Below are 23,812 nucleotides of genomic sequence, written 5' to 3'. Positions count from 1 at the left end.
TTGTCAATTGACATCCTGACACTTTTATACAATTATGTCATAAACCAGCCACAGCAACACGAGGTGCGCCATGGCGACGACCCTGAAGATCAACGGAAAGCAACATCAGGTGGACCTGCCTGATGACGTCCCCCTTCTTTGGGTTCTGCGGGATGAGGTCGGCCTGACCGGCACCAAGTTCGGCTGCGGCGTGGCCGCATGCGGGGCTTGCACCGTGCACATCGATGGCGAGGCCGTGCGCTCGTGCCAGGTGGCGCTGTCGGATGTCTGGGGTGACGTGACCACGATCGAAGGGCTCGGCTCACCGGACGCGCTGGCCACGATCCAACAGGCCTGGATCGAACATCAGGTCGCGCAGTGCGGATACTGCCAGTCGGGCCAGATCATGCAGGCCGCTACATTGCTGGCGGAAAACCCGGACCCCTCTGACGCAGACATCGACGAAGCGATGCAGGGCAACCTGTGCCGCTGCGGCACCTATCCCCTTATCCGCGCAGCGATCCATGACGCGGCATCCAAGCTGAAGGAGGCGTAAGCAATGGCTTCCGTTGGAAAAATCCTCCGCCGTACGTTCCTGATCGGCTCTGCCGCGATAGTTGGCGGCGTGGCCTTTGGCACCTATTACGTTACACGCCCCGCGGCCAACCCCTTGAAACCCGGCGAAGGCGAGGCGGCACTGAACCCGTTTGTGTTGATTGACCAGAACGGTGTCACCTTGTTCGCGCCCCGCGCGGAAATGGGTCAGGGCGTCCGAACCACATGGGCCGCGCTGATCGCCGAAGAACTGGATGTCGATCTGGATCAGATCACGGTTCTTCACGGTCCCGCTGCGGCGGCCTATTACAACTCGGCCCTTGTGGGCGAAGGGTTGCCAAACAAAGGGTACGATATCTCGAATTTCCAGCACAATCTGGGCGAGGCACTGGGCGTTCTGGGCAAAACGCTCAGCCTGCAAGTCACGGGTGGCTCGACCTCGATGAAAGATGGGTTTGACCGGATGCGGCAAGCCGGTGCTTCGGCTCGTGAAACACTGAAACGTGCTGCCGCAGACCGGTTGGGTGTCGACCCCTCGGATCTGAAAACGGCGTCAGGCCATGTCATTGCCCCCAACGGCGACAAGATTGCCTATTCAATGCTTGCCGAGGATGCCGCCGGGCTGGAGCCCGTTGAGGTGCCGTTGCGAGACCCGTCTGAATGGCGTTATCTGGGCCAAAGCCAACCGCGTCTCGACATGGTGGGCAAGGCGACGGGCACCGCTGAATTCGGCGTCGATGTTCGCCTGCCCGGCATGAAATTCGCCAGCGTCCGAATGAATCCCAAACTGGGCGGCGCAATGAATGGTTTTGACGACAGCGCCGCAAGATCCATGCCCGGGGTTGAGAAGGTTGTCGATCTGGGCACAGGCGTGGCCGTGATCGCAAGCAACACATGGTTGGCCAATCAGGCGGTTGAGGCCATTGACGTTGATTGGGGCGACGCACCCTATCCGCCGGAAACCGAGGGCATCTTTGCCAAGATCGCCGAGGCGTTTGACGACGCACCGAACTCGACCATGCGCGACGACGGCGATGTCAGCGCAGGCCCGGAAAACGCGACGGAAATCACCGCCGAATATCGCGTGCCCTATCTGGCCCATGCAACGATGGAGCCGATGAACGCCACCGCGCTGTTTACCGGCGACGCTTTGGAACTGTGGTGCGGAAACCAGGCCCCGACCCTGATCCAGTTCCGCGTTGCCAACACCGCCGGTCTGGATACCGAAGCCGTCCAAATCCACACCACCTATCTGGGTGGCGGGTTCGGTCGCCGCGGAGAACTGGATTTCGGCGAAATCGCCACCAAGGTTGCCATGGCCATGCCCGGCACGCCGGTTCAGACAACCTGGAGCCGCGAAGAAGACATGCGTCACGACTATTTCCGCCCCGGCGCCATCGCCCGGATGCGCGGCGCGGTTCAGGACGGCACGGCCGTTCTCATAGACGGGAAGGTCGCTGCGCAATCTCCGACCCAACAGGCGGTCGAGCGCTACACCGGGTTCCCCGGCGGCGGCCCCGACAAAGTGCTGGTCGAAGGTTTCTTCAACCAGCCCTACGCAGTACCGAATTACCGCATGAGCGGTCACATTGCTGATCTGGCTGTCCCCGTGGGCTTCTGGCGCTCGGTCGGCAACAGCCACAACGGCTTTTTTCATGAGACATTCATGGATGAGATGGCTCACGCCGCAGGCCGCGATCCGCTGGAGTTCCGGCTGGATCTGATGAAGAACGAACACGCGCCGTCGGCGGGATGTTTGGAAGCCGTGAAGGAGATGTCAGGCTGGGCCGGCCAGACGACCGAAGGCGTCGGCCGGGGCGTGGCCTTCACATACAGCTTCGGCACCCCGGTGGCTCAGGTCATCGAAGTGGTCGACGAAGACGGCACCATCCGCATCAGCAAGGCCTGGATTGCCTGCGACATGGGGCTGGCGCTGGACCCGGAAAACGTCAAGGCGCAGATGTTCGGCGGTATGATGTACGGCCTGTCTGCCGCATGTTTCGGCGAGATCACCTTTGCGGAAGGCGAAGTCGAGCAATTCAACTTCCCCGACTATGACGCGATGCGAATACACACTGCCCCGCAGGTCGAGGTGCGCGTACTGGAAACCAATCGGCATATGGGCGGCGCGGGCGAACCCGGAACACCGCCTTCGATGCCGGCGCTCGGCAATGCGCTTTTCGACCTGACGGGCAAGCGCGCACGCTCGCTTCCGCTGATCAATCAGTTCAACCTGCTGGTCTGATCGTTTTGGCGCCGCCTCTTGACTTGAGGCGGCGCCCCCCTTTTTCGCCCCTTGAGGTTCAGAAGCTGACAGAAAGAAAAACGGACGCTTCGGTCGTATCCAAATCATCTTCGAACAAACTCAGATATCCCAGTGTCGCCTCGACATAAACGGCCTCACTCGCGCGCCCGCGCACCCCTAAGCGCGTGGCCCAAGTCAAGTCGGTCTGGGATCCAGCGCCTAATCCAACATTGTCCCGGTCGAACCAGTATGTCGCGCTCAGCGTCGCAAAAGGAGACACGATCGATCGCGAAGTGACAAATGGCCTGCTGATTTCCAACTCAGGGGTTAAGGCGCTGTAAGTCGCTGAAGCAACTTCGCCAATTATGTTGACCGGAACACCTGCCACAGTGCCGCTCAGATCATAGTCTTCTGCGCTGTAGTTATAATAGTCAAAGGCAATCGACGGACGTAACAGGAAATTCCCGGCCTCGTACTGACCGATCGCCTCCAGATTGGCTCGCCACCGGGTCCGGTCGAAATCGCCACTTAAGCCCAGCACGTTTACATCCGTCGAAAACTCGCCGACGGTCGCCAGTCCATTCAGCACCCATCTCTCGGACATGCGCCAGGCAAAATAGGGGCCCGCAGCAAGCCCTTTAGTGTCTTGTCTGAATTGACCCTGAAACCCTTCGACATCAAGGTTTTCATATTCAACCTGAAATCCAACGACCAAGTCCGGCCTGACAAGCCTGTCAAACCCTGCCGCAAAATAGTTGTCATTTATGTCGACTTCTCCGACCCCGCGCGTGTCTTCGATTTCGGTATAAGTGAAATCTGTCCATACATTCCATGTGGACGGCAGCGCGAGATCTCGGCCTTCGGTCAAAGGAGGGCCCACAATAGGAGCAGTAACAGAGGGATCACATAATGCCGCGTCAAGTTTACCCGTCGCTGCGTCAACACACTCAACACCGACAGCGTATACCCCGTCAGCAGCACTTTGTGGTCGAGTACGAGGTACAGCGGCCGCAGTTCCACCTCCAGCAAAACCACCACCAGAGCCACCGGAACCGCCACCGGAGCCACCAGAACCACCTCCGCCACCGGAGCCACCTGAACTGCCACCGCCGCCAAAGCCGCCGCCAGAGCCACCTGAGCCGCCTCCACCGCCAAAGCCGCCGCCAGAGCCACCTGAACCGCCTCCACCGCCAAAGCCGCCGCCAGAGCCACCTGAGCCGCCTCCACCGCCAAAGCCGCCGCCAGAGCCACCTGAACCGCCTCCACCGCCAAAGCCGCCGCCAGAGCCACCTGAGCCGCCTCCACCGCCAAAGCCGCCGCCAGAGCCACCTGAACCGCCACCGGAGCCGCCTCCGCCGCCACCTCCACCGGGCAAGCTCCAGTTTCTCTGTTGGTTTTGCGTATCAATCAGGCAATCCTTGCCATTTGGTGCTCCACCGATTTCGAACAATCGGTGCACTCCACCATTTCCGTTTGAGACAAAGGGTGAAAAGCTTAGATGAACACCTCTGCGAGACTTGTTCCAAGTGTCCACCGTTGTGTTGCCTTGCGCGGCTTCCAAACGAAAACCGCCTTGCTCAGTCGCAGACAACCAAACGGAGGATGCTGAATCACGCGTGCGTCCGATGTAAAGCAACTCACCTAAAGAACCACACTGCTGCGCCATCACTTCAGCTGCGAAACCGGAAGTTGCGAAAAATGTCGCTGCCAGAAATCTAACTGAACGCAGTCGCCTTTGGGTTGACCTTTGCATATCTCAATCTCGCACCGTTTCGTGGCATTGGGGGCAAGCATTCAGACCTGCTGGCGGATAAACAAGGGTATTGGGCTCGTCTCATAAACAAATATTCGAATGTTGCGATTCAGAGACGGGGAATCGAGGGCAGCCCGCAGGCGCCGGTCAAGCAGATTGCCTTAGCCTTGCAGAACGATTGCTACAATTCCAGTTTCTAACCGCATCGCCGAAGGCTTCGAACAGGGGGCGCGAGACCGGATCATTGATCGCGTCCCATTCCGGGTGCCATTGAACCGACAAGGTAAAGCCGGGCGCATCCTTGATGTAAATCGCCTCGGGCGTCCCGTCCGGTGCATGGCCATCAATGACCACGCGCTGCCCAATCGTTTTGATGCCCTGACCGTGCAAGGTGTTGGTCATGACCTCGGCTGCGCCGAACAGTTTGTGAAAAACGCCTCCGTTTTCCAGTGTCACAACATGACGCAGAGCAAACTTTTCCTCCAGGGTTCCATCGGGCGGCATCCGGTGGTTCATCCGCCCCGGCAAATCGCGTATCTCGGGATAAAGCGTTCCGCCCATGGCAACGTTGACTTCCTGAAACCCCCGGCAGATGCCCAAAAACGGCGTACCCCTTTCAACGCAAGCGCGAACCAGCGGCAGAGTTATGGCGTCTCGTGCCCGGTCGAATTCGCCGTGTGCATCGGTTGCAGGTTCACCGTATTCTTCCGGATGCACGTTCGGGCGACCGCCAGTCAGCAGAAAGCCGTCGCAGACCTCCAGCAACTCATCGACCGACACGTAACGCGGATCTGCCGGTATCAGCAGCGGCAGACATCCTGACACGTTGGCCACGGCATCCGAGTTCATCGTTCCCCCAGCATGTGTGGGGTATTGGTCGTTCATGAGATACGAGTTGCCGATGATACCGACGACAGGCCGAGACATTCCGCTTTCCCTGCTGTTGTTATGACTGTCAAGGAAGCTAGCGGCAGCAGTTTTAACGTGCAAGAATACACGCCCTGCATGAAAGCGCAGGGACGTGTTCGAACACGCACTGTATGTCCTGATCTTTCCTGATTAATCAGAATTATTTCCCGAAAATAAGCAAAAAGAAGGAATATATCCACACTTCAACTGGAAAGACGCATAAATACAACGCTCTTGTTAAATCTCGCCGATCAGGCCAGCTGCCTCAATTCCCACCATTGCGGCCAGCGCATCATTGTCAGATGTGTCGCCGGTAACCCCCACGGCGCCGATCACGGCCCCCTTGCGATCACGCAGCAGAACTCCGCCCGGAACCGGCACGACCTGACCACCATAGACGCCATTCACAGAGGCCATGAAATAGGCCTGTGCTTCGGCGCGCTGCATCTGCGCGGTGCCCGCCATTCCCAGCATGACCGACCCATAGGCCTTGCCCTGCGCAATCCCGAAACGGCCCGGTGCAGCACCATCCTCGCGCTCAAACGCAATAACGTGCCCACCGGCATCCAGCACTACAACAGAGAGCGGCTTCAACTCCATCTCGTGGCCCTTTTCCAGAGTTTTGCGGATAATGGTGCGGGCTTTGCGTAGGGAAATTGACATCTGATGGTCCTCTTGTCGGATTGGAGTTCGAAAAAGCCCTCAAACGACCCGCCTGAGAGCCTTGATTGGGATTATCTTTGGCTGGCTTTCAACTCCAGCCGGCGCGCATGCAGGACCGGCTCGGTATAGCCCGAGGGCTGAACCCGACCCTTGAACACCAGATCGCATGCCGCCTGAAAGGCGATGCCGTCAAATCCCGGAGCCATCGGGGTGTAACCCGGATCGTTTTCGTTCTGGCGATCCACAACGGCGGCCATCTTCTGCAGAGCAGCCATTACCTGGGCTTCATCCACGATGCTGTGATGCAGCCAGTTGGCCAGCGCCTGCGACGAAATCCGGCAGGTCGCGCGGTCTTCCATCAGGCCGACATCGTTGATGTCAGGGACCTTGGAACAGCCCACGCCCTGATCGACCCAACGCACGACATAGCCCAGAATACCCTGCGCATTGTTTTCAAGTTCACGCGTGATTTCTTCGTCACTCAGGTTGCGTCCAGCCAGCAAAGGGATGGTCAAGAGATCCTTCAACGTGCCACGCGCACCCCCTGCCGCCAGCTCGTCCTGACGGGCCAGCACATCGACCTTGTGGTAATGCGTTGCATGCAGGATCGCGGCCGTGGGCGACGGCACCCAGGCACATGTCGCTCCGGCCATCGGGTGGCCGATCTTGGCCTCAAGCATATCGCCCATGCGATCCGGCATGGCCCACATACCCTTGCCGATCTGCGCCCTGCCCTTCAAACCACAGGCCAGACCAATATCGACATTGCGATCTTCGTAGGCCGCAATCCATGGCGTATTCTTGATGTCGCCCTTGGGCAGCATCGGACCCGCCTCCATCGAGGTATGTATTTCATCGCCGGTCCGGTCCAGAAAACCCGTGTTGATAAAGGCAACCCGTGATTTTGCAGCGCGAATGCACTCTTTGAGGTTGACCGAGGTGCGGCGTTCCTCATCCATGATGCCCAGTTTCACGGTATTGCGCGGCAGGCCCAGAATGTCTTCGACCATGTCGAATATCTCGACCGAGAGCGCGACTTCCTCGGGCCCGTGCATCTTGGGCTTCACCACATAGACAGAACCTTCGACAGAATTGCCCCCGTCTTGCTTCAGGTCGTGCATGGCGATCAGGGTGGTACACAGTGCATCCATCAAACCTTCGCCGATCTCGCGCCCTTCTGCGTCAAGCACGGCCGGGTTGGTCATCAGGTGACCAACGTTGCGCACAAGCATCAAGGACCGGCCTTTCAGCCTGGCCTGATCACCCGACGGAGTGGTAAAGCTCAGGTCCTCTGCCAGCTTCCGAGTGAACGTGGTGCCGCCCTTGGTGACCTCTTCGGTCAGGTCGCCATTCATGAGGCCCAGCCAGTTGCCATAGGCCACAACCTTGTCGGCAGCATCGACGCAGGCGACCGAGTCTTCACAATCCATGATAGTGGAAAGCGCGGATTCCAACCGGACATCTGCAATGCCTGCGGGATCGGTCGCGCCTATGTTGCTTGTGGGGTCGATCATGATCTGGATGTGCAGACCTTTGTTTTTCAGAAGCACAAAGTCGGGCTTGTCCGCCGCGCCGCCAAACCCGGCAAATTGAGCAGGATCGCGCAGCGCAGGGGTCAACGCAACGTCGGTGATACCCAATTCGGTGACATCCGCCCATGATCCCGACGCCAGAGGCACAGCATCATCCAGAAACGCCTTGGCCCATGCGACCACCCGCGCGCCGCGCGCCGCATCGTAGCCACCGCTTGCCGGCAGATCACCCATTGCATCCGTTCCGTAAAGCGCATCATACAGGCTGCCCCAGCGCGCGTTGGCCGCGTTCAGGGCAAAGCGTGCGTTGGTAATCGGCACAACCAGTTGCGGACCTGGGGTCAGGGCGATCTCGGGGTCGACATTGGCCGTTTCAATCTGGAACTCGTCGCCTTCTTCAACCAGATACCCGATCTCTTTCAGGAAAGCCGCATATTCAGCGGCATTGGTGTTCTGCCCCTTTCGGGACATATGCCACCCATCGATGCGGCTTTGGATCTCGGCCCGTTTGGCCAGCAACTCACGGTTTTTCGGTCCCAGTTCGCTCACCATCCGCGCCATGCCAGCCCAGAACTTCTGCGAAGAGACGCCCGTGCCCGGCAGCGCCTGCGTCTCGATGAACTCAGCCAAAACCGGATCGATTTGCAGTCCGCTCAGGGTCTGTCTGTCCGTCATTTTCCTGCTCTCCTGCGATTGTGCGCCGTTGTATGCATCGTGACTTAGGCGGAAAGTTTCCGATAGGCAACTTTCATCCCGTCATTTGGGGCATTCGCTTCAGCTTGAAGCTGTTTCAAAAACCACAAGGCAATGGCGGGGGCCGGTTGCAGCGCCCGAACGAAGCCCCTAACGTCGCGCAAGTCCCGAACAGATACGAGGCCCAAGATGCGCGACGCTGCCCCCACCACGATCTACCTGAAAGACTACACACCGTTTGGCTACCTGGTGGACAGCGTGCACCTGACCTTTGATCTGGCCGCGCACGCCACGCGCGTCACCTCGCGCATTGCGTTCCGGCCCAATCCCGACGCCACTGACCGCACATTCTTTCTGCACGGGGAAGAACTGAACTTGATCCACGCCGCCATTGACGGTGCCGACGTCGAGCCAGACGTGACCGACAAAGGACTAACCGCGGATGTCCCCGACGCGCCGTTCCTGTGGGAATCCGAGGTGGAAATCGACCCCGGCAACAACACCGCGCTGGAGGGTCTGTACATGTCGAACGGGATGTACTGCACACAGTGTGAGGCGGAAGGTTTCCGGAAGATAACTTTTTATCCTGACCGGCCGGACGTGATGTCCACGTTCACCGTGCGCATTAATGGTGACTTGCCGGTTTTGCTGTCGAACGGCAACCCGTCGGGCAAGGATGAAGGCTGGGCCGAATGGGTCGATCCATGGCCCAAACCTGCCTATCTGTTCGCGCTGGTCGCCGGTGACCTGATCGCACATCCCGGTCAGTTCACCACCAATTCGGGCCGAAACGTTGAGCTGAACCTCTGGGTTCGCCCGGGTGACGAGGGCAAGTGCGCCTTTGGCATGGAGGCTCTGAAAAGATCGATGAAATGGGACGAAGACGTCTATGGCCGCGAATACGATCTGGACGTGTTCAACATCGTCGCCGTCGATGACTTCAACATGGGCGCGATGGAGAACAAGGGGCTGAACATCTTCAACTCGTCCGCCGTTCTCGCCAGTCCCGAAACTTCGACCGACGCCAATTTCGAACGAATCGAGGCGATCATCGCGCATGAGTATTTCCACAACTGGACCGGCAACCGCATCACCTGCCGCGACTGGTTCCAGCTGTGCCTCAAGGAAGGTCTGACAGTATTCCGGGATGCGCAATTTACCTCCGACATGCGCTCGGCCCCGGTGAAACGCATCCACGATGCCATAGACCTGCGTGCCCGGCAGTTCCCCGAGGACAACGGTCCGTTGTCGCATCCTGTGCGCCCAGAAAGCTTTCAGGAGATCAACAACTTCTACACCGCTACCGTCTATGAGAAGGGTGCCGAGGTCATCGGCATGCTGAAACGGTTGGTCGGGGATGCGGCCTATGCCAAGGCGCTAGACCTCTATTTTGAACGCCATGACGGTCAGGCCTGCACGATCGAGGATTGGCTGAAGGTTTTCGAAGACACCACCGGGCGTGATCTGACACAATTCAAACGTTGGTACAGCCAGTCGGGCACTCCGCGCGTCAGGGTCGAGGAAGACTGGGCCGACGGCACGTATACTCTCACGCTGAAACAGCGAACCGACCCCACGCCGGGACAGGATGAGAAACTGCCGCAGGTCATCCCCGTCGCAATTGGCTTGCTTGGACCCAACGGCGATGAGGTTCACGCGACCGAAGTGCTGGAACTTGCACAGGCCGAACAGAGCTTTGAGTTCACCGGCCTAACGGCGAAACCCACGGCCTCGATCCTGCGCGATTTCTCGGCACCTGTTATCCTGGAGCATGACCAATCGAACGCGGAGCGCGCGTTTCTTCTGGCGCATGACACGGACCCGTTCAACCGATGGCAGGCTGGACGAGATCTGGCACAGGACACCCTGATGCGGATGATCCTGGAGGATGCGGCACCGGATACCGATTACCTTGACGGAGTGTTGGCCGTGCTGCGCAATGACGAACTTGACCCGGCCTATCGTGCGTTGATGCTGGGATTGCCGACACAGTCGGAATTGGCAGCAGCCCTGCATGACCGCGGTCAAACGCCCGACCCTATGGCGATCTGGGCCGCGGTGGAAACGCTGCGACAGGCAACTGCCCAGAACGTACAGGATTTGCTGCCCCGCCTGGATAGTGAGGCTTTGGTGGACGGTCCCTACAGCCCAGACGCCGAACAGTCCGGCAAACGGGCACTTGGCAGCGCCGCGCTGGCACTGACCTCTCGTCTGGACGGCGGGGCGATGGCGGCTGAGGCGTATGACAAGGCAGACAACATGACATTGCAACTGACTGCATTGTCTTGCCTTCTTCGCGCCCGCAAAGGTGAGGCTCAGTTGGCTGCCTTCCACGACCAGTGGCGGCACGACCGACTGGTGATGGACAAGTGGTTTGGCTTGCAGATCGCAATGGCGGCACCAGAGGCGGCAGCCACAACAGCCGCGACTCTGACCAGGAATTCAGATTTCAACTGGAAAAACCCGAACAGGTTCCGCGCCGTCATGGGCGCCCTGGCGATGAACCACGCAGGGTTCCACCAGCCGGATGGTGCCGGGTATGCCCTGCTGGCAGATTGGCTGATCCGTCTGGACCCGGTGAACCCACAGACCACTGCTCGAATGTGCTCTGCGTTCCAGACCTGGAAACGGTATGATGAAGATCGTCAGGCCCTGATGCGTGCGCAGCTTTCCCGCATTGCGGAAACACCGAACCTGTCGCGGGACACAACCGAAATGGTGTCCCGCATCCTCGGCGCATGACGCCTTACAGCTTCGCCCGTAGCAACCGGAACTTAAAAACGCTGGCCATCCTGGCCAGTGTTTACGTGGCGTTGCTGGCATTGGTTGTCCTGTTTGACACGGCCTGGTGGATCGCCGGGCTGCTTTCGTTGGCCACCTTGCCCGCACTTTGGGACTTGGTTCAGAACACCGGCGCGGGCATGCACGTGGATCAGGATGCAATAAGCTGGTTCACGGGAAATCGACAGGGAGAGATCGCATTGCGCGACATCGACCATTTCCGCTTTGACACCCGTTGGGATTTCTCCGTTCGTGTGTCGATTGTTCTGCATTCCGGTAAACGAATCCGTCTGCCGGATGAGTCGCGTCCGGCGCATCGGGATTTGGAAACCCTTCTAAACCAAGCCGGAATTCGCGTAGAACGGCATCATTTCACCGTTTTCTGAAACACTGGACCTTTGAAGGGTGAATTGGACACTAAAAAGGAAAACTATTCGGCAATATACTTGATTTGAACCCGATATCCCGCCAGACTTCGGTGTCAGTTATCAGTTTTTTCAGTTTTGAGTTTCGCCATGTTTCGGTCGCTAAGGGCACTGTTCGCCCCATCCACAGCCAGTCCTACAAATACTTCAGCAGACCTGTGCGCGACAAAATCCGCGCTGGCGGCAGCCTTGCCCGAGCAGGGCCAGCTCAATATTCCTGTCGCAAAAACCGGCAGCGACGATCTGATCGGACATTCCACAATCGAACATGGCCGTTACCTGACCCGGCAGGACCGCTGGACGGAATTGTCGGAAAAGATGCGCGTGGCTGATCAGGATCGCGCCGCTGTTTCAGATGGTATGCCGGTTGCCGATCTGTTGGCGTTCGGCGCCAGATCTGACGTGGTCCTGGCTGCTGAACATGCGCTTTCGGATGGCAAGGCCATCTCGGATTACGACCTGTTGGGCGGCATCTCGGAACTTGAAGGCGAGATGGCGGACAACCCCGATGATCCAATGATCGCCACCGTCGTAGCCCTTGCCCATATCGATCTGGCATGGGCTTGGCGCGGCACGGCCTCGGACACGACGCTGCCACCCTTGCACCGGTCACGCTGCGCCGCTCATTTTGACCGCGCCGCAGCGATCCTGCCTAAGTGCAGGAAAAACGCCCCCGACAGCCCCCTGATTGCAGCGGCCCGGTGTGCATTACTGGCTGGTCAACGCAAATCCAACGCGCGGGTGTCTGACGAATATGAACGCCTGATCACTCTGGATCCACACAATCAGCGCCACATGCGAGCCATGGGCAGCCACCTTCTGCCCCGCTGGTTCGGCAGTTACGAAGAGCTGGAGCTGCAAGCCTTGCGCACGGCCGCCAGAACACAGGATATCTGGGGCGCGGGCGGATACACATGGGTTCAGTTTGACGCCCTCGCACTGGACGACGAGGCCTGTGCCCGCGTTGATATAGAGTATTTTCTTGAAGGTCTGCGCGATATCGTGCGCCTGCGGCCCGATCAGCAGATGATTAACATGCTATCATCTTACTGTGCGATCACCGTCCAGAACGGCCAGGGTCTGAACGATCAGGCTGACCTTGTCCGGTCTCAGATGCGCGACACGGCAAATTGGCTAATCCGAGATCATCTGACAGAATTGCACCCCTTGATCTGGGCGCACGCGGCCAACGGGTTCAACAACTCTGTCCGCATCAACTCACCCGAACGATTTGCTGCGCGCGGTCAGCGCGATGCCTTGCGCGCGATCTCGGATCTGTTTCGGGAAGAACTGCGCAGCGGTATGGATGTGACATTTACACCATCGGGTCTGCAGTTTTCCCAGAACTGAACACGACAGGATTCCCCCTTGCCCCTTGGCCCTGCCGGGCCTAATACGCAGGCTTAGACTTCTGCGGAAATGAGGCGCGCCATGCTCGATCTGACATACGAAATGCCCAAACCCAAAACCATTGCCGGGGCCAAGCACGATTGGGAACTGGTAATCGGGATGGAGGTGCATGCTCAGGTCTCATCCAATGCCAAACTGTTTTCGGGTGCATCCACCCAATTCGGGGCCGAACCGAATTCAAACGTGGCCTTTGTGGACGCGGCGATGCCGGGGATGCTGCCGGTGATCAACGAATACTGCGTGGAACAGGCGGTGCGCACCGGGCTGGGCCTGAAGGCGAATATCAACCTGAAATCAGCCTTTGACCGCAAGAACTACTTCTACCCCGACCTGCCGCAAGGATATCAGATCTCCCAGCTTTATCATCCGATTGTGGGTGAAGGCGAAGTGCTGGTCGAGATGGGGGACGGCACCGCACGAATGGTGCGGATCGAGCGTATCCACATGGAACAGGATGCGGGCAAATCGATACACGACATGGACCCGCATATGTCTTTCGTCGACCTGAACCGGACGGGCGTTTGCCTGATGGAGATCGTTTCGCGTCCCGATATTCGCGGCCCCGAAGAAGCCGCTGCCTATATCGCCAAGCTGCGCCAGATCATGCGGTATCTGGGCACCTGCGACGGGAACATGCAAAACGGCAACCTGCGCGCCGACGTGAACGTCTCGATCTGTTTGCCCGGTGCGTATGAGAAGTATCAGGAAACACAGGACTTTTCGCATCTCGGCACACGTTGCGAGATCAAGAACATGAATTCGATGCGCTTTATCCAGCAGGCGATCGAGGTCGAAGCCCGCCGACAGATCGCCATCGTCGAAGGAGGAGGCACCGTCGAGCAGGAAACGCGTCTGTATGACCCGGACAAGGGCGAAACCCGTTCCATGCGGTCAAAGGAAGAAGCGCATGATTACCGTTACTTCCCCGACCCTGACTTGCTGCCGCTGGAGATCGAACAGACTTGGGTTGATGATATCGCCGCCAAACTGCCGGAATTGCCCGACGACAAAAAGGCGCGCTTCATCAGCGAATATGGCCTGACCGATTACGATGCTTCGGTTCTGACCGCCGAGGTGGAATCCGCCGCCTATTTTGAAGAGGTCGCAAAGGGCCGCAATGGCAAACTGGCTGCGAACTGGGTCATCAACGAACTGTTCGGTCGGCTGAAGAAAGAAGACCACGACATCACCGATTCACCCGTGTCACCAGCACAATTGGGGGGGATTATCGACCTGATCTCGTCGGATGCGATCTCGGGCAAGATTGCCAAGGATCTGTTCGAAATCGTTTACACAGAAGGCGGTGATCCGGCGCAGATCGTTGAAGATCGTGGCATGAAACAGGTGACCGACACCGGTGCCATCGAAGCCACTTTGGACGAGATTATCGCCGCCAACCCGGCACAGGTCGAGAAGGCCAAGGTGAACCCGAAGCTTGCGGGCTGGTTCGTGGGCCAGGTCATGAAAGCGACCGGCGGCAAGGCCAACCCGAAAGCCGTCAACGAACTGGTCAGCAAGAAGCTGGGGTCGTAAACCTTTCATTTTGTACAAGCCTGCCAGCAATCTTTGGCGGGTTTGTGCAATGGAAAACATCGCGATTTCTTGTGTTTTGAGGTCAAGCCTTCGGCTTGACTTCCCCCTGTTTGCGCTCTTTCTTCCGTTCCAGAGAGGTGCGCCATTATGCAAGACAGATTTGATCAGGAACTTGAAGACCGGCTGGTGCGTTATGCCGCCATCGACAGTCAAAGTGACGAGACATCCCCATCGACACCGAGCACTGAGATCCAGTTCAACATGCTGAACCTGTTGCGCGATGAACTGACCGGGATCGGCGCGCAGGATGTGAAGATGACAGGCGACAGTGTGGTTGTCGCGACCATTCCCGGAACAGCACCGGGTCCGACCGTGGGTTTTTTGGCTCATGTCGATACGGCTCCTCAGTTTAACGCGACCGGCGTCAAGCCGCGGGTGATCAAGGGGTATAACGGTGGCGATATCACCTTCCCCGACAACCCGGAACTGGTTCTTTCCCCGGACGAAAACCCCTATCTGGCCGAAAAGATCGGCCATGACCTGATCACCGCATCGGGCACGACTCTGCTGGGTGCGGATGACAAGGCCGGTGTGTCGATTCTGATGACCATGGCACGGCACTTGATCGAAAATCAGGACATCCCACATGGCCCGATCCGCATCGCGTTTACTCCGGATGAAGAGATCGGCCGGGGTGTCACGGAGCAATTGCCCAAGGATCTGGGAGTGGATTTTGCCTATACGCTGGACGGGCAGCAAGCGGGTGAGATCGAGTACGAAAGTTTCTCGGCCGACCGCGCCGTGATCAGGATCGAGGGCGTTTCGATCCATCCCGGGCTGGCCAAGGAAAAGATGGTGAATGCCACGCATCTGGCGGCGAAGATCGTGCAGACATTGCCTCAGGCCACCATGACGCCCGAAACCACAGACGGGCGCGAAGGCTTCATCCATGTCACGGACATGAACGGCGGATCATCCGAGATGGAGATCAAGCTGATCCTGCGTGATTTCGAGATGGACGGGCTGGAGGTGCAACGGGACATCGTGCGTCAGGTCTGCGCCGCCGTGCAGGCCACGGAATCGCGCGCATCCATCACCTGCGACATCAGCCACCAGTACCGCAACATGCGTTATTGGCTGGAAAACAACATGACCCCGGTCGAGCTGGCGCGGGATGCGTGTCGCGAGTTGGGGATTGAACCGCTTTCCATACCGATCAGGGGCGGCACGGACGGATCGCGCCTGACCGAATTCGGCACCCCCTGCCCCAACATCTTCACCGGGATGCAATGCGTCCACGGCCCGTTGGAGTGGATTTCAGTGCAGGACATGGCGCTGGCGACGGAACTGTGCCTGTCGGTTGTGACCAAGGCAACACAGGCTGAAGCGAATGGACCGAGCTGAATTCCGCCAGATGGGCAACGGCCCTTTCACCCGGGGGGCAGCGTGTTAAGTTGGCGCGGAAACGCATTTAGGAACAGTAGATGAAGCGCTACGAATACAAGGTCATCCCCGCCCCGCAAAAAGGTGTCAAAGCCAAAGGCGTGAAAACGGCTGAGGGCCGCTTTGCCGTCTCGGTCGAGCAACTGCTGAATCAGATGGGTCAGGATGGCTGGGAATACCAGCGGGCCGAGCTGCTGCCCAGCGAGGAACGCTCGGGTCTGACCGGATCGACCACGAACTGGCGCAATGTGCTGGTGTTTCGCCGCGTGGTGGAAGAAGAAGTCGATGCCTCGTGGGTCGGTGCAGCACCTGAGATGGATGACACCCCACTGGCCCAGCCGATCCCGGGCCCCGACGAGGTGCAGGCACCGAAACCAATTGCAGCAGAGGCGGACGAGCCTCCTTTGTCGTTGAAGCGGACTGATGACGCACCTGATGCAAGCGGCACGTCGAAAACATAGTCTTGGTGACTGGTACGGCCGCCGGACCGAATGCAATCGGCCTGTGGCCTTGTGCAGAACGTCCGTTTTTGCCCTGACGTTCGTCAAGTCGATCCGGGTACGGCCCGTGTCTTCATAACCATATTGGCAAGCAATAAGGGCTATACCCTCAGGGAATCTGTGGCATGTTAGCCGGATATTCTGGAGGGACATCGAAATGGCTATTCGGCAGACACAAGGGCGGGCACGCCTGTATGACAGCATTCTCGACACGGTCGGTGACACGCCGTGCATTCGGGTCAACCGGATCGCGCCAGAGCATGTGACCGTCTATGTAAAGTTCGAGGCCTTCAACCCGGCAGGCTCGGTCAAGGACAGGCTGGCGTTGAATATCATCGAGGCAGCAGAACGGGACGGGCGGCTGAAACCCGGACAAACCGTTGTCGAAGCGACCTCTGGCAACACCGGGATCGGGCTGGCCATGGTATGCGCGGCCAAGGGATACCCTCTGGTCGTGACGATGGCCGAGAGCTTCTCGGTCGAGCGGCGAAAGCTGATGCGGTTCCTGGGCGCGAAGGTTGTTCTGACGCCAAAGGCGCAAAAAGGGTTCGGCATGTATACCAAAGCCAAGGAACTGGCCGAGGAAAACGGATGGTTCCTTGCCAGCCAGTTTGAAACTTCTGCCAATGCCGATATTCACGAAAACACGACGGCGCGGGAAATTCTTGCCGATTTCGAAGGGCAACGACTGGATTATTGGGTGACGGGCTATGGGACCGGCGGCACCGTTTCGGGTGTTTCACGTATATTGCGGAAAGAGCGTCCCGAAACAAAAATCATACTGACCGAACCGGCCAACGCAGCCATCGTGTCATCGGGTTACGTCAACACCCGAAACGATGATAACCAGCCGACCGAAAGCCATCCCAGTTTCGAACCCCATCCGATTCAAGGCTGGACACCGGATTTCATCCCGTGGGTCCTGCAGGAAGCCATCGACAATTCCTACTATGATGAGCTGATCCCCATTCCCGGGCCAGAAGGGATAGAATGGTCTCGCCGGCTTGCCTCGGAGGAAGGGATTTTCACAGGGGTTTCAGGCGGGTCAACCTTTGCGGTGGCCATGAAGTTGGCGGAATCCGCGCCGGAAGGGTCCGTTATGCTGGTCATGCTGCCGGACACCGGCGAGCGTTACTTGTCGACCCCGCTATTCGAGGGAATCGAAGAGGGCATGACGGAGGAAGAATATTCCATCTCGGCATCGACGCCGTCCGCACAGATGAAGGCGGACTGACACGCAAAGATCATCAGTCACCAATATCCAGAGCCAGCGCGTGGATGCGCGGCACGATGTCGCCCAGCGCCTTGTGTACGGCACGGTGGCGGGCGACGCGGGATTTACCTTCAAATGCGCTGGCACGGATGCGGACGTTGAAGTGACTTTCGCCGCCTTCCTGATAGCCCGCATGGCCCCTGTGGCTTTCGCTGTCGTCGATCACTTCAAGCTCGCGCGGATCAAAGGCGGCTTGCAGGCGGGTTCGGATTTCGTCTGTCACACTCATTTTTTCGCTCAGCGGCAAAAATATTGCCGCACCCCTCTTCTACTTTCGGCTGCTTAGATTAAACTGCTGCCTCCGAGTCGAAAAGACGCGTTCTTGAGGATTAGAGCATGGCGAAATCAGACCCCTTCGGATTCGATATGTCCGTTTCCAGCGCCAAGAAGAAGAATCCGCGGGGTCGTCGAGGCATGTCAGGTGCGTCCGAAACCTCTGTCCGGGTTTGTGATCACGAGGGATGTGAAGAGCCGGGTAAGTTCCGCGCGCCGAAGGCACCTGATGTCCTGGATGATTTCTTTTGGTTCTGTCAACAGCACGTGCGGGAGTATAACCAAAAATGGAACTTCTTTGACGGCACCACCGAGGCCGAATTGAACGCGCAGCGATCAAAAGACAAAGTGTGGGAGCGCGAGACCAAGCCGATGGGCGACCCCGAAGCGCGCGCCTGGGCCCGTTTGGGGATCGAGGATCCGCATCAGGTGCTCGGCGCCAACAGCACGCAGAACAAGGGCCGCAACACGGGTGGCGGACGCCGCCTGCCGCCGACCGAACGCCGTGCGATCGAGATTCTCGAGGCAAATGACGGCTGGACCAAGGCTGAAGTCCGCAAGGCATACAAGAAACTGATCAAAGTGCTGCACCCGGACATGAACGGTGGCGACCGCTCGCAGGAAGAACAATTGCAAGAGGTCGTCTGGGCCTGGGATCAGATCAAGGACAGCCGGAACTTCAAGTAACGGTCACAGCTTTCCCTGCTTTACCTCCGCGGCACGCTTAACCTGAATGGTTGGGTGCCGCGGATGACACAACCTGGAACAACTGCGCTATTTCGGTGCGGAAATCTGTTTCAATCCCCGTGAAAGTGGTGGAGGATTCGGGCAGGTATTTTCAGGGATCAGCTACATTGCGCACGACCATTTTCCTGTTGCTCGTCTCGCTATGCGGGCTCATCGCTGCCAGTTTCATTCCGACTGATGCCGATTGGCTGTTCCTTTTGGCGTTGATTTGCGTGATGGCCAGCGCAATCCTTTTCGTAAGGGCCTGGTTCAGGTGGCGCAGGGCCAATACATGGATCATCGTGGACGGGTCGAACGTCATGCACTGGAAAGAAGGCACCCCGGATCTGGGCACGTTGAAGAAGGTCCTTGAGACTTTGAAGCAAGCCGGGTTCAAACCGGGCGTCATGTTCGATGCGAATGTCGGGTACAAGGTCGAAGGTCACTATATGAACGACCGGACGCTGAGCCGCGCCCTGGGCTTGCGCGCCAAGCAGGTCATGGTCGCCCCCAAAGGCACGCCAGCGGACCCGCTGATTTTGCAGGCGGCGCGGGACAGCAAGGCACGCATCGTCACAAATGACAGGTTTCGGGATTGGGTAGACGAGTTTCCGGATGTGTTGAACGCGGATCGCCTCGTGAAAGGCGGCTTTCGCAAAGACCAGCTTTGGTTTTCGCTGTAGGCAAGCGACGGTCGATGCAAGGCAGAAACGCGCAAGGCCATGAAAATGGCGCTGCGTCCTGAAGTAGCCCATGGCAATCGATCCGAGAAAACACATTTGAAGGAACTTGCTGAGACAAAGGATCAGACCAGAGTCAGTTCGAATTTCAACTATTCGGATTTTTGTCCGGGTATGAGCTTCGCAATGCGATTGCTTCCCGGCGCTTCAAACAACTTAAGCGAGTCTGTTGCGACTCTGCAGTGCCGTCACGCAATTCGGGGAACAGTGCGAGCAGTTCTTCAACGTCCTCACGGCGAAAAGACTTCAGCGCCATATCACCCAGAAACAAGCTTTCGGTTGGCAATCCGTTCGACATCAGTATGGCGTGGCGACTGCAGGCAATATGGTAGTAAGTGACGCACTCATTGGATCGAACCCGATGAATGGTTTTGTCGTTGATCAGATGAACTGCTGCGGTGAAGATTTTTGCCTCTCCAAACAACAATTCTGCGCGCCACCCTTCCAGAACAATTCTGTGTTGCGGGGAAACGTACAAATCACGGCTAGGCAAGTTTTTTCCTATCGCTCCTTTTTCGATGCAAACGGGCCTCAATTGCGGGTTACGTTTCAAATCTTCCGCCTTCAGAGTCCTTTTTCCGATCCACTTAACTGGAAGAATTTCCCCACTGGAAGCACGCACTTTATCCCCAACTGATAGTTCCTCAACAGCGCGATAGCCCTTTTCAGTTTCGATCAGCGTACCCTTCACGAAACACGGTACTGTTCCGGCCGGAAGAGCGACGGTCACGATGAGAGAGTCATTGTTACCGTTACCGGGACCTGTCGACGCGAATACCTCGACGGTCAGTTGCGTGTTTGGAGGAATAACAACACCAGAGGTCAGATCGACAGTCAAAACGCCGTTCGGTGAAATCGAAACGGAATAATCACTTGGGGCCAGTCCTCCTGTCCCTGAAACAATCACATTCCACGAAGCGCCTGCTTTGGTGGCCGTGTATTGCTGCATAACGGAAGACGATCCACTTGGGATGGCAATCGAAGAGGGACCCTGAATTGTTAGCGACATTCGAACCTCTACCGTTTAACACCAAGCCGAAAGCTACTTATGCGCAGACAATGAAATAGTTTAACTCGATGAATTCTCAAATTGCAATTTGAGCAATTCAGAAATTGGATGACCTACGCCTCACGTGGGAAATTGCACCATCTGAGATCTGCGTAGCGAGCCGCGAATATCGGAGCGTAAGGTAGCCCGGTGTCAATAAGGCCAGTTTCAAAGAAACACCCGCCTAAGTTCGCACACGCGCCTCTTTCCCTTGCCCTTGCCCGCAATATGTTGCACCACACACGGGTTCAAACCCGGCAAGGCGGGGCAAAGGATAAGGACAAGGCGCATGGCTGACGGATCGATCGATATCAACGCAAAACCTACCGAGGATATCTCGGTCCGTGACGTGTTCGGCATTGACAGCGACATGGCGGTCAAAGGTTTTGCCGAGCGCAGCGACCGAGTGCCGGCCATCGACCATACCTACAAGTTCGATCCGGAAACCACGCTGGCGATTCTGGCGGGCTTTTCCCATAACCGTCGTGTCATGATCCAAGGGTATCACGGCACCGGCAAATCGACCCACATTGAACAGGTGGCCGCCCGTCTGAACTGGCCTGCCGTACGTGTGAATCTGGACAGCCATATCAGCCGGATCGACCTGATCGGCAAGGATGCGATCAAACTGCGCGACGGCATGCAGGTGACTGAGTTCCACGAAGGCATCCTGCCCTGGGCGCTGCGCAACCCGGTCGCCATCGTGTTCGACGAATATGATGCGGGCCGCGCCGACGTGATGTTCGTGATTCAGCGCGTGCTGGAGCATGACGGCAAGCTGACCCTGCTGGACCAGAACGAGATCATCACGCCGAACCCGAATTTCCGCCTGTTTGCCACTGCCAACACGGTCGGTCTGGGCGACACGACGGGTCTGTATCACGGCACGCAGCAGATCAACCAGGCGCAGATGGACCGCTGGTCGCTGGTGTCGACCCTGAACTACCTGAGCCATGATGCAGAGACGATGATCGTTCTGTCGAAGGCGCCGCATTACAACACCGCAGAGGGCCGCAAGACCGTCAGCCAGATGGTCACCGTCGCCGACCTGACCCGAACCGCCTTCATGAATGGCGATCTGTCCACCGTCATGAGCCCGCGGACCGTCATCAACTGGGCCCAAAACGCCGAGATCTTCCGCAATGTGGGCTATGCGTTCCGCCTGTCCTTCCTGAACAAGTGCGATGAGTTGGAGCGTCAGACCGTGGCCGAGTTCTATCAGCGCTGCTTCGATGAGGAGTTGCCTGAGAGTGCCGCGAGTGCAAGCTTGGGGTAAGCACCCAAATTGCGCCCGTTCCGGGCGCAATGCCTCCGGCGGGGATATTTTGGGCCAGATGAAGTCGGATCCGTTACAGTTTTCAACGCCGGGCAGGTCATTTTGATGAGGTCTTAAGGACATGGCACAGAAGAACGACAACCCTGCTGATCCGTTCAAGAAGGCCCTGGCCGAAGCCACCAAGGTCATGGCCGATGATCCCGAGCTGTCGGTGACTTATACCGTCGACCCTTCGGGCATGTCGGGCGAGTCGATGCGGCTGCCACAGGTCTCGCGCCGGATGACGCGTGAAGAAGTGCTGTTGGCGCGCGGCACGGCGGATGCCTTGGCGTTGCAGCGCAAGTATCATGACGACGCGACCCATGCGCGCTATGCGCCCCCGGGCGATATGGCGCGGGATCTGTACGAGGCGATGGAGACCGCCCGCTGCGAAGCGATGGGCGCGCGGGATATGCCGGGCACCGCCAGCAACATTGATGTGAAGATCGGGCACGAAGCGATCCGGCGGGGGTATGATCAGTGCAAACAACCCGCCGATGCTCCTCTGTCGGTTGCGGCAGGGTACCTGATCCGGCATCTGGCCACCGGTCGTGATCTACCCCCTGCCGCTGAAAATATCATGAACCTGTGGCGTGGGTTCATCGAAGAGCAAGCTGGTGGAACGCTGGAAAATCTGGACGAAATCCTCTCGGATCAGGCGGAATTCGCCAAATTCGCCCGTCAGGTGATCAAGGATCTGGGATATGGCGACCAGCTTGGGGATGACCCAGATGAGCTGGACGACGAGCAGGAAGACCAGGCCGAGGAAGACGCCGAGGACCAGCCCGATCCCGACAGTACCGGCCAGGACGATCAGGACGATCAGGACGCGGATGCGACCCCTGAGCAAACTCAGGAGGAGCAGCAGGATCAGTCTCAGGCCCAGGTCTCGATGGATGAAATGGCCGAGGACGAGATGGGCGACGAGGCTGAGATGCCGGATGGCGAAGCGCCGCTGGAGCCACCTGCCCCGCCGCCTGCATCCGAGGCAGACCCGGATTACAAGGTCTATCTGGACACCCATGACGAAGAGATCGCCGCCGAAGACCTGGCGGAACCTGCCGAGCTGGAACGCCTGCGGGCCTATCTGGATCAGCAGTTGGAACCGTTGAAGGGGGCGGTATCGCGTCTGGCCAACAAACTGCAACGCCGCCTGCAAGCGCAGCAGAACCGCAGCTGGGAATTCGACCGCGAGGAAGGTATTCTGGACGCGGGCCGATTGGCACGCGTTGTGGCGAACCCAACCACACCGCTGAGCTTCAAGGTCGAAAAAGACACAGAGTTCCGCGACACGGTTGTCACGCTTTTGCTGGATAATTCGGGGTCTATGCGGGGACGGCCGATTTCGATCGCCGCCATCTGTGCCGATGTACTGGCGCGGACGCTGGAGCGGTGCAATGTGAAGGTCGAGATTCTGGGCTTTACCACGCGGGCGTGGAAAGGCGGTCAGGCACGTGAGGCGTGGCTGAATGATGGCCGCCCGCAACAACCCGGGCGTCTGAACGATCTGCGTCACATCATCTATAAAGGGGCCGATGCCCCCTGGCGTCGCGCGCGGCCCAATCTGGGGCTGATGATGAAAGAAGGCCTGCTGAAGGAAAACATCGACGGCGAGGCGCTGGAATGGGCGCACCGGCGGATGCTTGCACGGCGCGAGCAACGCAAGATCCTGATGGTGATCTCAGACGGCGCACCAGTCGATGACTCTACGCTGAGCGTGAACCCGGCCAACTCTCTGGAAAAACACCTGCGCGACGTGATCGCTATGGTTGAGAAGCGCAAGATGGTCGAATTATTGGCTATCGGGATCGGCCACGACGTGACCCGGTATTACGACCGGGCCGTTACGATTACCGATGTTGAACAACTGGCCGGTGCAATGACCGAACAACTGGCAGCCCTTTTCGACAGTGACCCGCGGGCGCGGGCGCGGGTAATGGGGATGAGAAAGGTCAGCTGAATCTGACTTTGCGTCCAGCGGGGGTATTTTCCCAATGATGGGGTGTTTGGCTTTGC

Annotated in this window: 20 protein-coding genes; 13 read left to right on the top strand and 7 right to left on the bottom strand. The window is 58.2% G+C overall.

The window, feature by feature from the left end; translation table 11 throughout:
* Positions 1-70 precede the first annotated feature (70 nt).
* Together D1823_RS01905 and D1823_RS01900 are read left to right on the top strand one after the other, a co-directional pair.
* Positions 71-535: a (2Fe-2S)-binding protein gene (locus tag D1823_RS01905; RefSeq protein WP_117868365.1), complete on the top strand. Its 465-nt coding sequence runs from the start codon at positions 71-73 to the stop codon at positions 533-535.
* Between the two features lie 3 nt (positions 536-538).
* Positions 539-2,779 carry a xanthine dehydrogenase family protein molybdopterin-binding subunit gene (locus D1823_RS01900; RefSeq protein WP_117868364.1) on the top strand — a complete coding sequence of 747 codons (2,241 nt, stop codon included), beginning with the start codon at positions 539-541 and terminating at the stop codon, positions 2,777-2,779.
* Between the two features lie 58 nt (positions 2,780-2,837).
* On the opposite strand, the gene D1823_RS21810 is transcribed toward D1823_RS01900, so the two are convergent.
* From D1823_RS21810 to D1823_RS01880, 5 genes are all read right to left on the bottom strand, one after another.
* Positions 2,838-3,647 (bottom strand): autotransporter outer membrane beta-barrel domain-containing protein, encoded by an 810-nt coding sequence (locus D1823_RS21810; RefSeq protein WP_162896736.1) that lies wholly within the window; start codon positions 3,645-3,647, stop codon positions 2,838-2,840.
* Entirely contained in the window at positions 3,644-4,186 is a 543-nt protein-coding gene (locus D1823_RS21805) for a hypothetical protein (protein WP_162896735.1), read from the bottom strand. Before D1823_RS21805 ends, D1823_RS21810 begins: the two co-directional genes overlap by 4 nt.
* A gap of 493 nt (positions 4,187-4,679) precedes the next feature.
* Positions 4,680-5,459 (bottom strand): gamma-glutamyl-gamma-aminobutyrate hydrolase family protein, encoded by a 780-nt coding sequence (locus tag D1823_RS01890; protein ID WP_117868362.1) that lies wholly within the window; start codon positions 5,457-5,459, stop codon positions 4,680-4,682.
* A 219-nt stretch (positions 5,460-5,678) separates the two neighbouring features.
* Positions 5,679-6,104, bottom strand: coding sequence for a heme-binding protein (locus D1823_RS01885; RefSeq protein WP_117868361.1), 426 nt, complete (start codon positions 6,102-6,104; stop codon positions 5,679-5,681).
* A gap of 71 nt (positions 6,105-6,175) precedes the next feature.
* On the bottom strand, positions 6,176-8,311 hold the full coding sequence (locus tag D1823_RS01880; RefSeq protein ID WP_117868360.1) for a malate synthase G: 2,136 nt from the start codon (positions 8,309-8,311) through the stop codon (positions 6,176-6,178).
* A gap of 207 nt (positions 8,312-8,518) precedes the next feature.
* Here D1823_RS01880 and pepN point away from each other — a divergent pair, with 207 nt between their 5' ends.
* From pepN to D1823_RS01845, 7 genes are all read left to right on the top strand, one after another.
* Positions 8,519-11,071, top strand: coding sequence for an aminopeptidase N (pepN, locus tag D1823_RS01875; RefSeq protein ID WP_117868359.1), 2,553 nt, complete (start codon positions 8,519-8,521; stop codon positions 11,069-11,071).
* The gene (locus tag D1823_RS01870) at positions 11,068-11,496 is read left to right on the top strand and encodes a hypothetical protein (protein WP_117868358.1); all 429 of its coding nucleotides are present in this window, start codon (positions 11,068-11,070) and stop codon (positions 11,494-11,496) included. Before pepN ends, D1823_RS01870 begins: the two co-directional genes overlap by 4 nt.
* 129 nt (positions 11,497-11,625) lie before the next feature.
* Entirely contained in the window at positions 11,626-12,885 is a 1,260-nt protein-coding gene (locus D1823_RS01865) for a hypothetical protein (RefSeq protein WP_254683775.1), read from the top strand.
* 81 nt (positions 12,886-12,966) lie between these two features.
* A complete protein-coding gene (gene gatB / locus D1823_RS01860; protein ID WP_117868357.1) occupies positions 12,967-14,478 on the top strand; it encodes an Asp-tRNA(Asn)/Glu-tRNA(Gln) amidotransferase subunit GatB in 1,512 nt (503 codons plus the stop codon).
* 147 nt (positions 14,479-14,625) lie between these two features.
* Positions 14,626-15,882 (top strand): peptidase T, encoded by a 1,257-nt coding sequence (pepT, locus tag D1823_RS01855; protein WP_117868356.1) that lies wholly within the window; start codon positions 14,626-14,628, stop codon positions 15,880-15,882.
* 80 nt (positions 15,883-15,962) lie between these two features.
* Entirely contained in the window at positions 15,963-16,382 is a 420-nt protein-coding gene (locus D1823_RS01850; protein WP_117868355.1) for a DUF4177 domain-containing protein, read from the top strand.
* Between the two features lie 196 nt (positions 16,383-16,578).
* Positions 16,579-17,655, top strand: coding sequence for a PLP-dependent cysteine synthase family protein (locus tag D1823_RS01845; protein WP_117868354.1), 1,077 nt, complete (start codon positions 16,579-16,581; stop codon positions 17,653-17,655).
* 13 nt (positions 17,656-17,668) lie between these two features.
* On the opposite strand, the gene D1823_RS01840 is transcribed toward D1823_RS01845, so the two are convergent.
* Entirely contained in the window at positions 17,669-17,923 is a 255-nt protein-coding gene (locus D1823_RS01840) for a BolA family transcriptional regulator (RefSeq protein WP_117868353.1), read from the bottom strand.
* Between the two features lie 107 nt (positions 17,924-18,030).
* Between D1823_RS01840 and D1823_RS01835 the strand changes: the two genes are divergently transcribed.
* Together D1823_RS01835 and D1823_RS01830 are read left to right on the top strand one after the other, a co-directional pair.
* Positions 18,031-18,654 carry a J domain-containing protein gene (locus D1823_RS01835; RefSeq protein WP_117868352.1) on the top strand — a complete coding sequence of 208 codons (624 nt, stop codon included), beginning with the start codon at positions 18,031-18,033 and terminating at the stop codon, positions 18,652-18,654.
* 167 nt (positions 18,655-18,821) lie between these two features.
* Complete coding sequence (locus D1823_RS01830; RefSeq protein ID WP_254683774.1) at positions 18,822-19,376, top strand: hypothetical protein; 555 nt, start codon at positions 18,822-18,824, stop codon at positions 19,374-19,376.
* Positions 19,377-19,521: 145 nt separating this feature from the next.
* On the opposite strand, the gene D1823_RS01825 is transcribed toward D1823_RS01830, so the two are convergent.
* Positions 19,522-20,442 carry a Hint domain-containing protein gene (locus D1823_RS01825; RefSeq protein ID WP_117868351.1) on the bottom strand — a complete coding sequence of 307 codons (921 nt, stop codon included), beginning with the start codon at positions 20,440-20,442 and terminating at the stop codon, positions 19,522-19,524.
* A 328-nt stretch (positions 20,443-20,770) separates the two neighbouring features.
* Here D1823_RS01825 and cobS point away from each other — a divergent pair, with 328 nt between their 5' ends.
* Both cobS and cobT read left to right on the top strand, forming a co-directional pair.
* The gene (cobS, locus tag D1823_RS01820; RefSeq protein ID WP_117868350.1) at positions 20,771-21,757 is read left to right on the top strand and encodes a cobaltochelatase subunit CobS; all 987 of its coding nucleotides are present in this window, start codon (positions 20,771-20,773) and stop codon (positions 21,755-21,757) included.
* A 121-nt stretch (positions 21,758-21,878) separates the two neighbouring features.
* Positions 21,879-23,756 carry a cobaltochelatase subunit CobT gene (gene cobT / locus D1823_RS01815; RefSeq protein WP_117868349.1) on the top strand — a complete coding sequence of 626 codons (1,878 nt, stop codon included), beginning with the start codon at positions 21,879-21,881 and terminating at the stop codon, positions 23,754-23,756.
* Positions 23,757-23,812: the final 56 nt, after the last annotated feature.

The sequence above is a fragment of the Ruegeria sp. AD91A genome (genome assembly GCF_003443535.1).
Classification (GTDB): Bacteria; Pseudomonadota; Alphaproteobacteria; order Rhodobacterales; family Rhodobacteraceae; genus Ruegeria.
The sequence above is the reverse complement of the archived record's forward strand: the minus strand, read 5'-3'. Positions and strand labels throughout refer to the sequence as shown.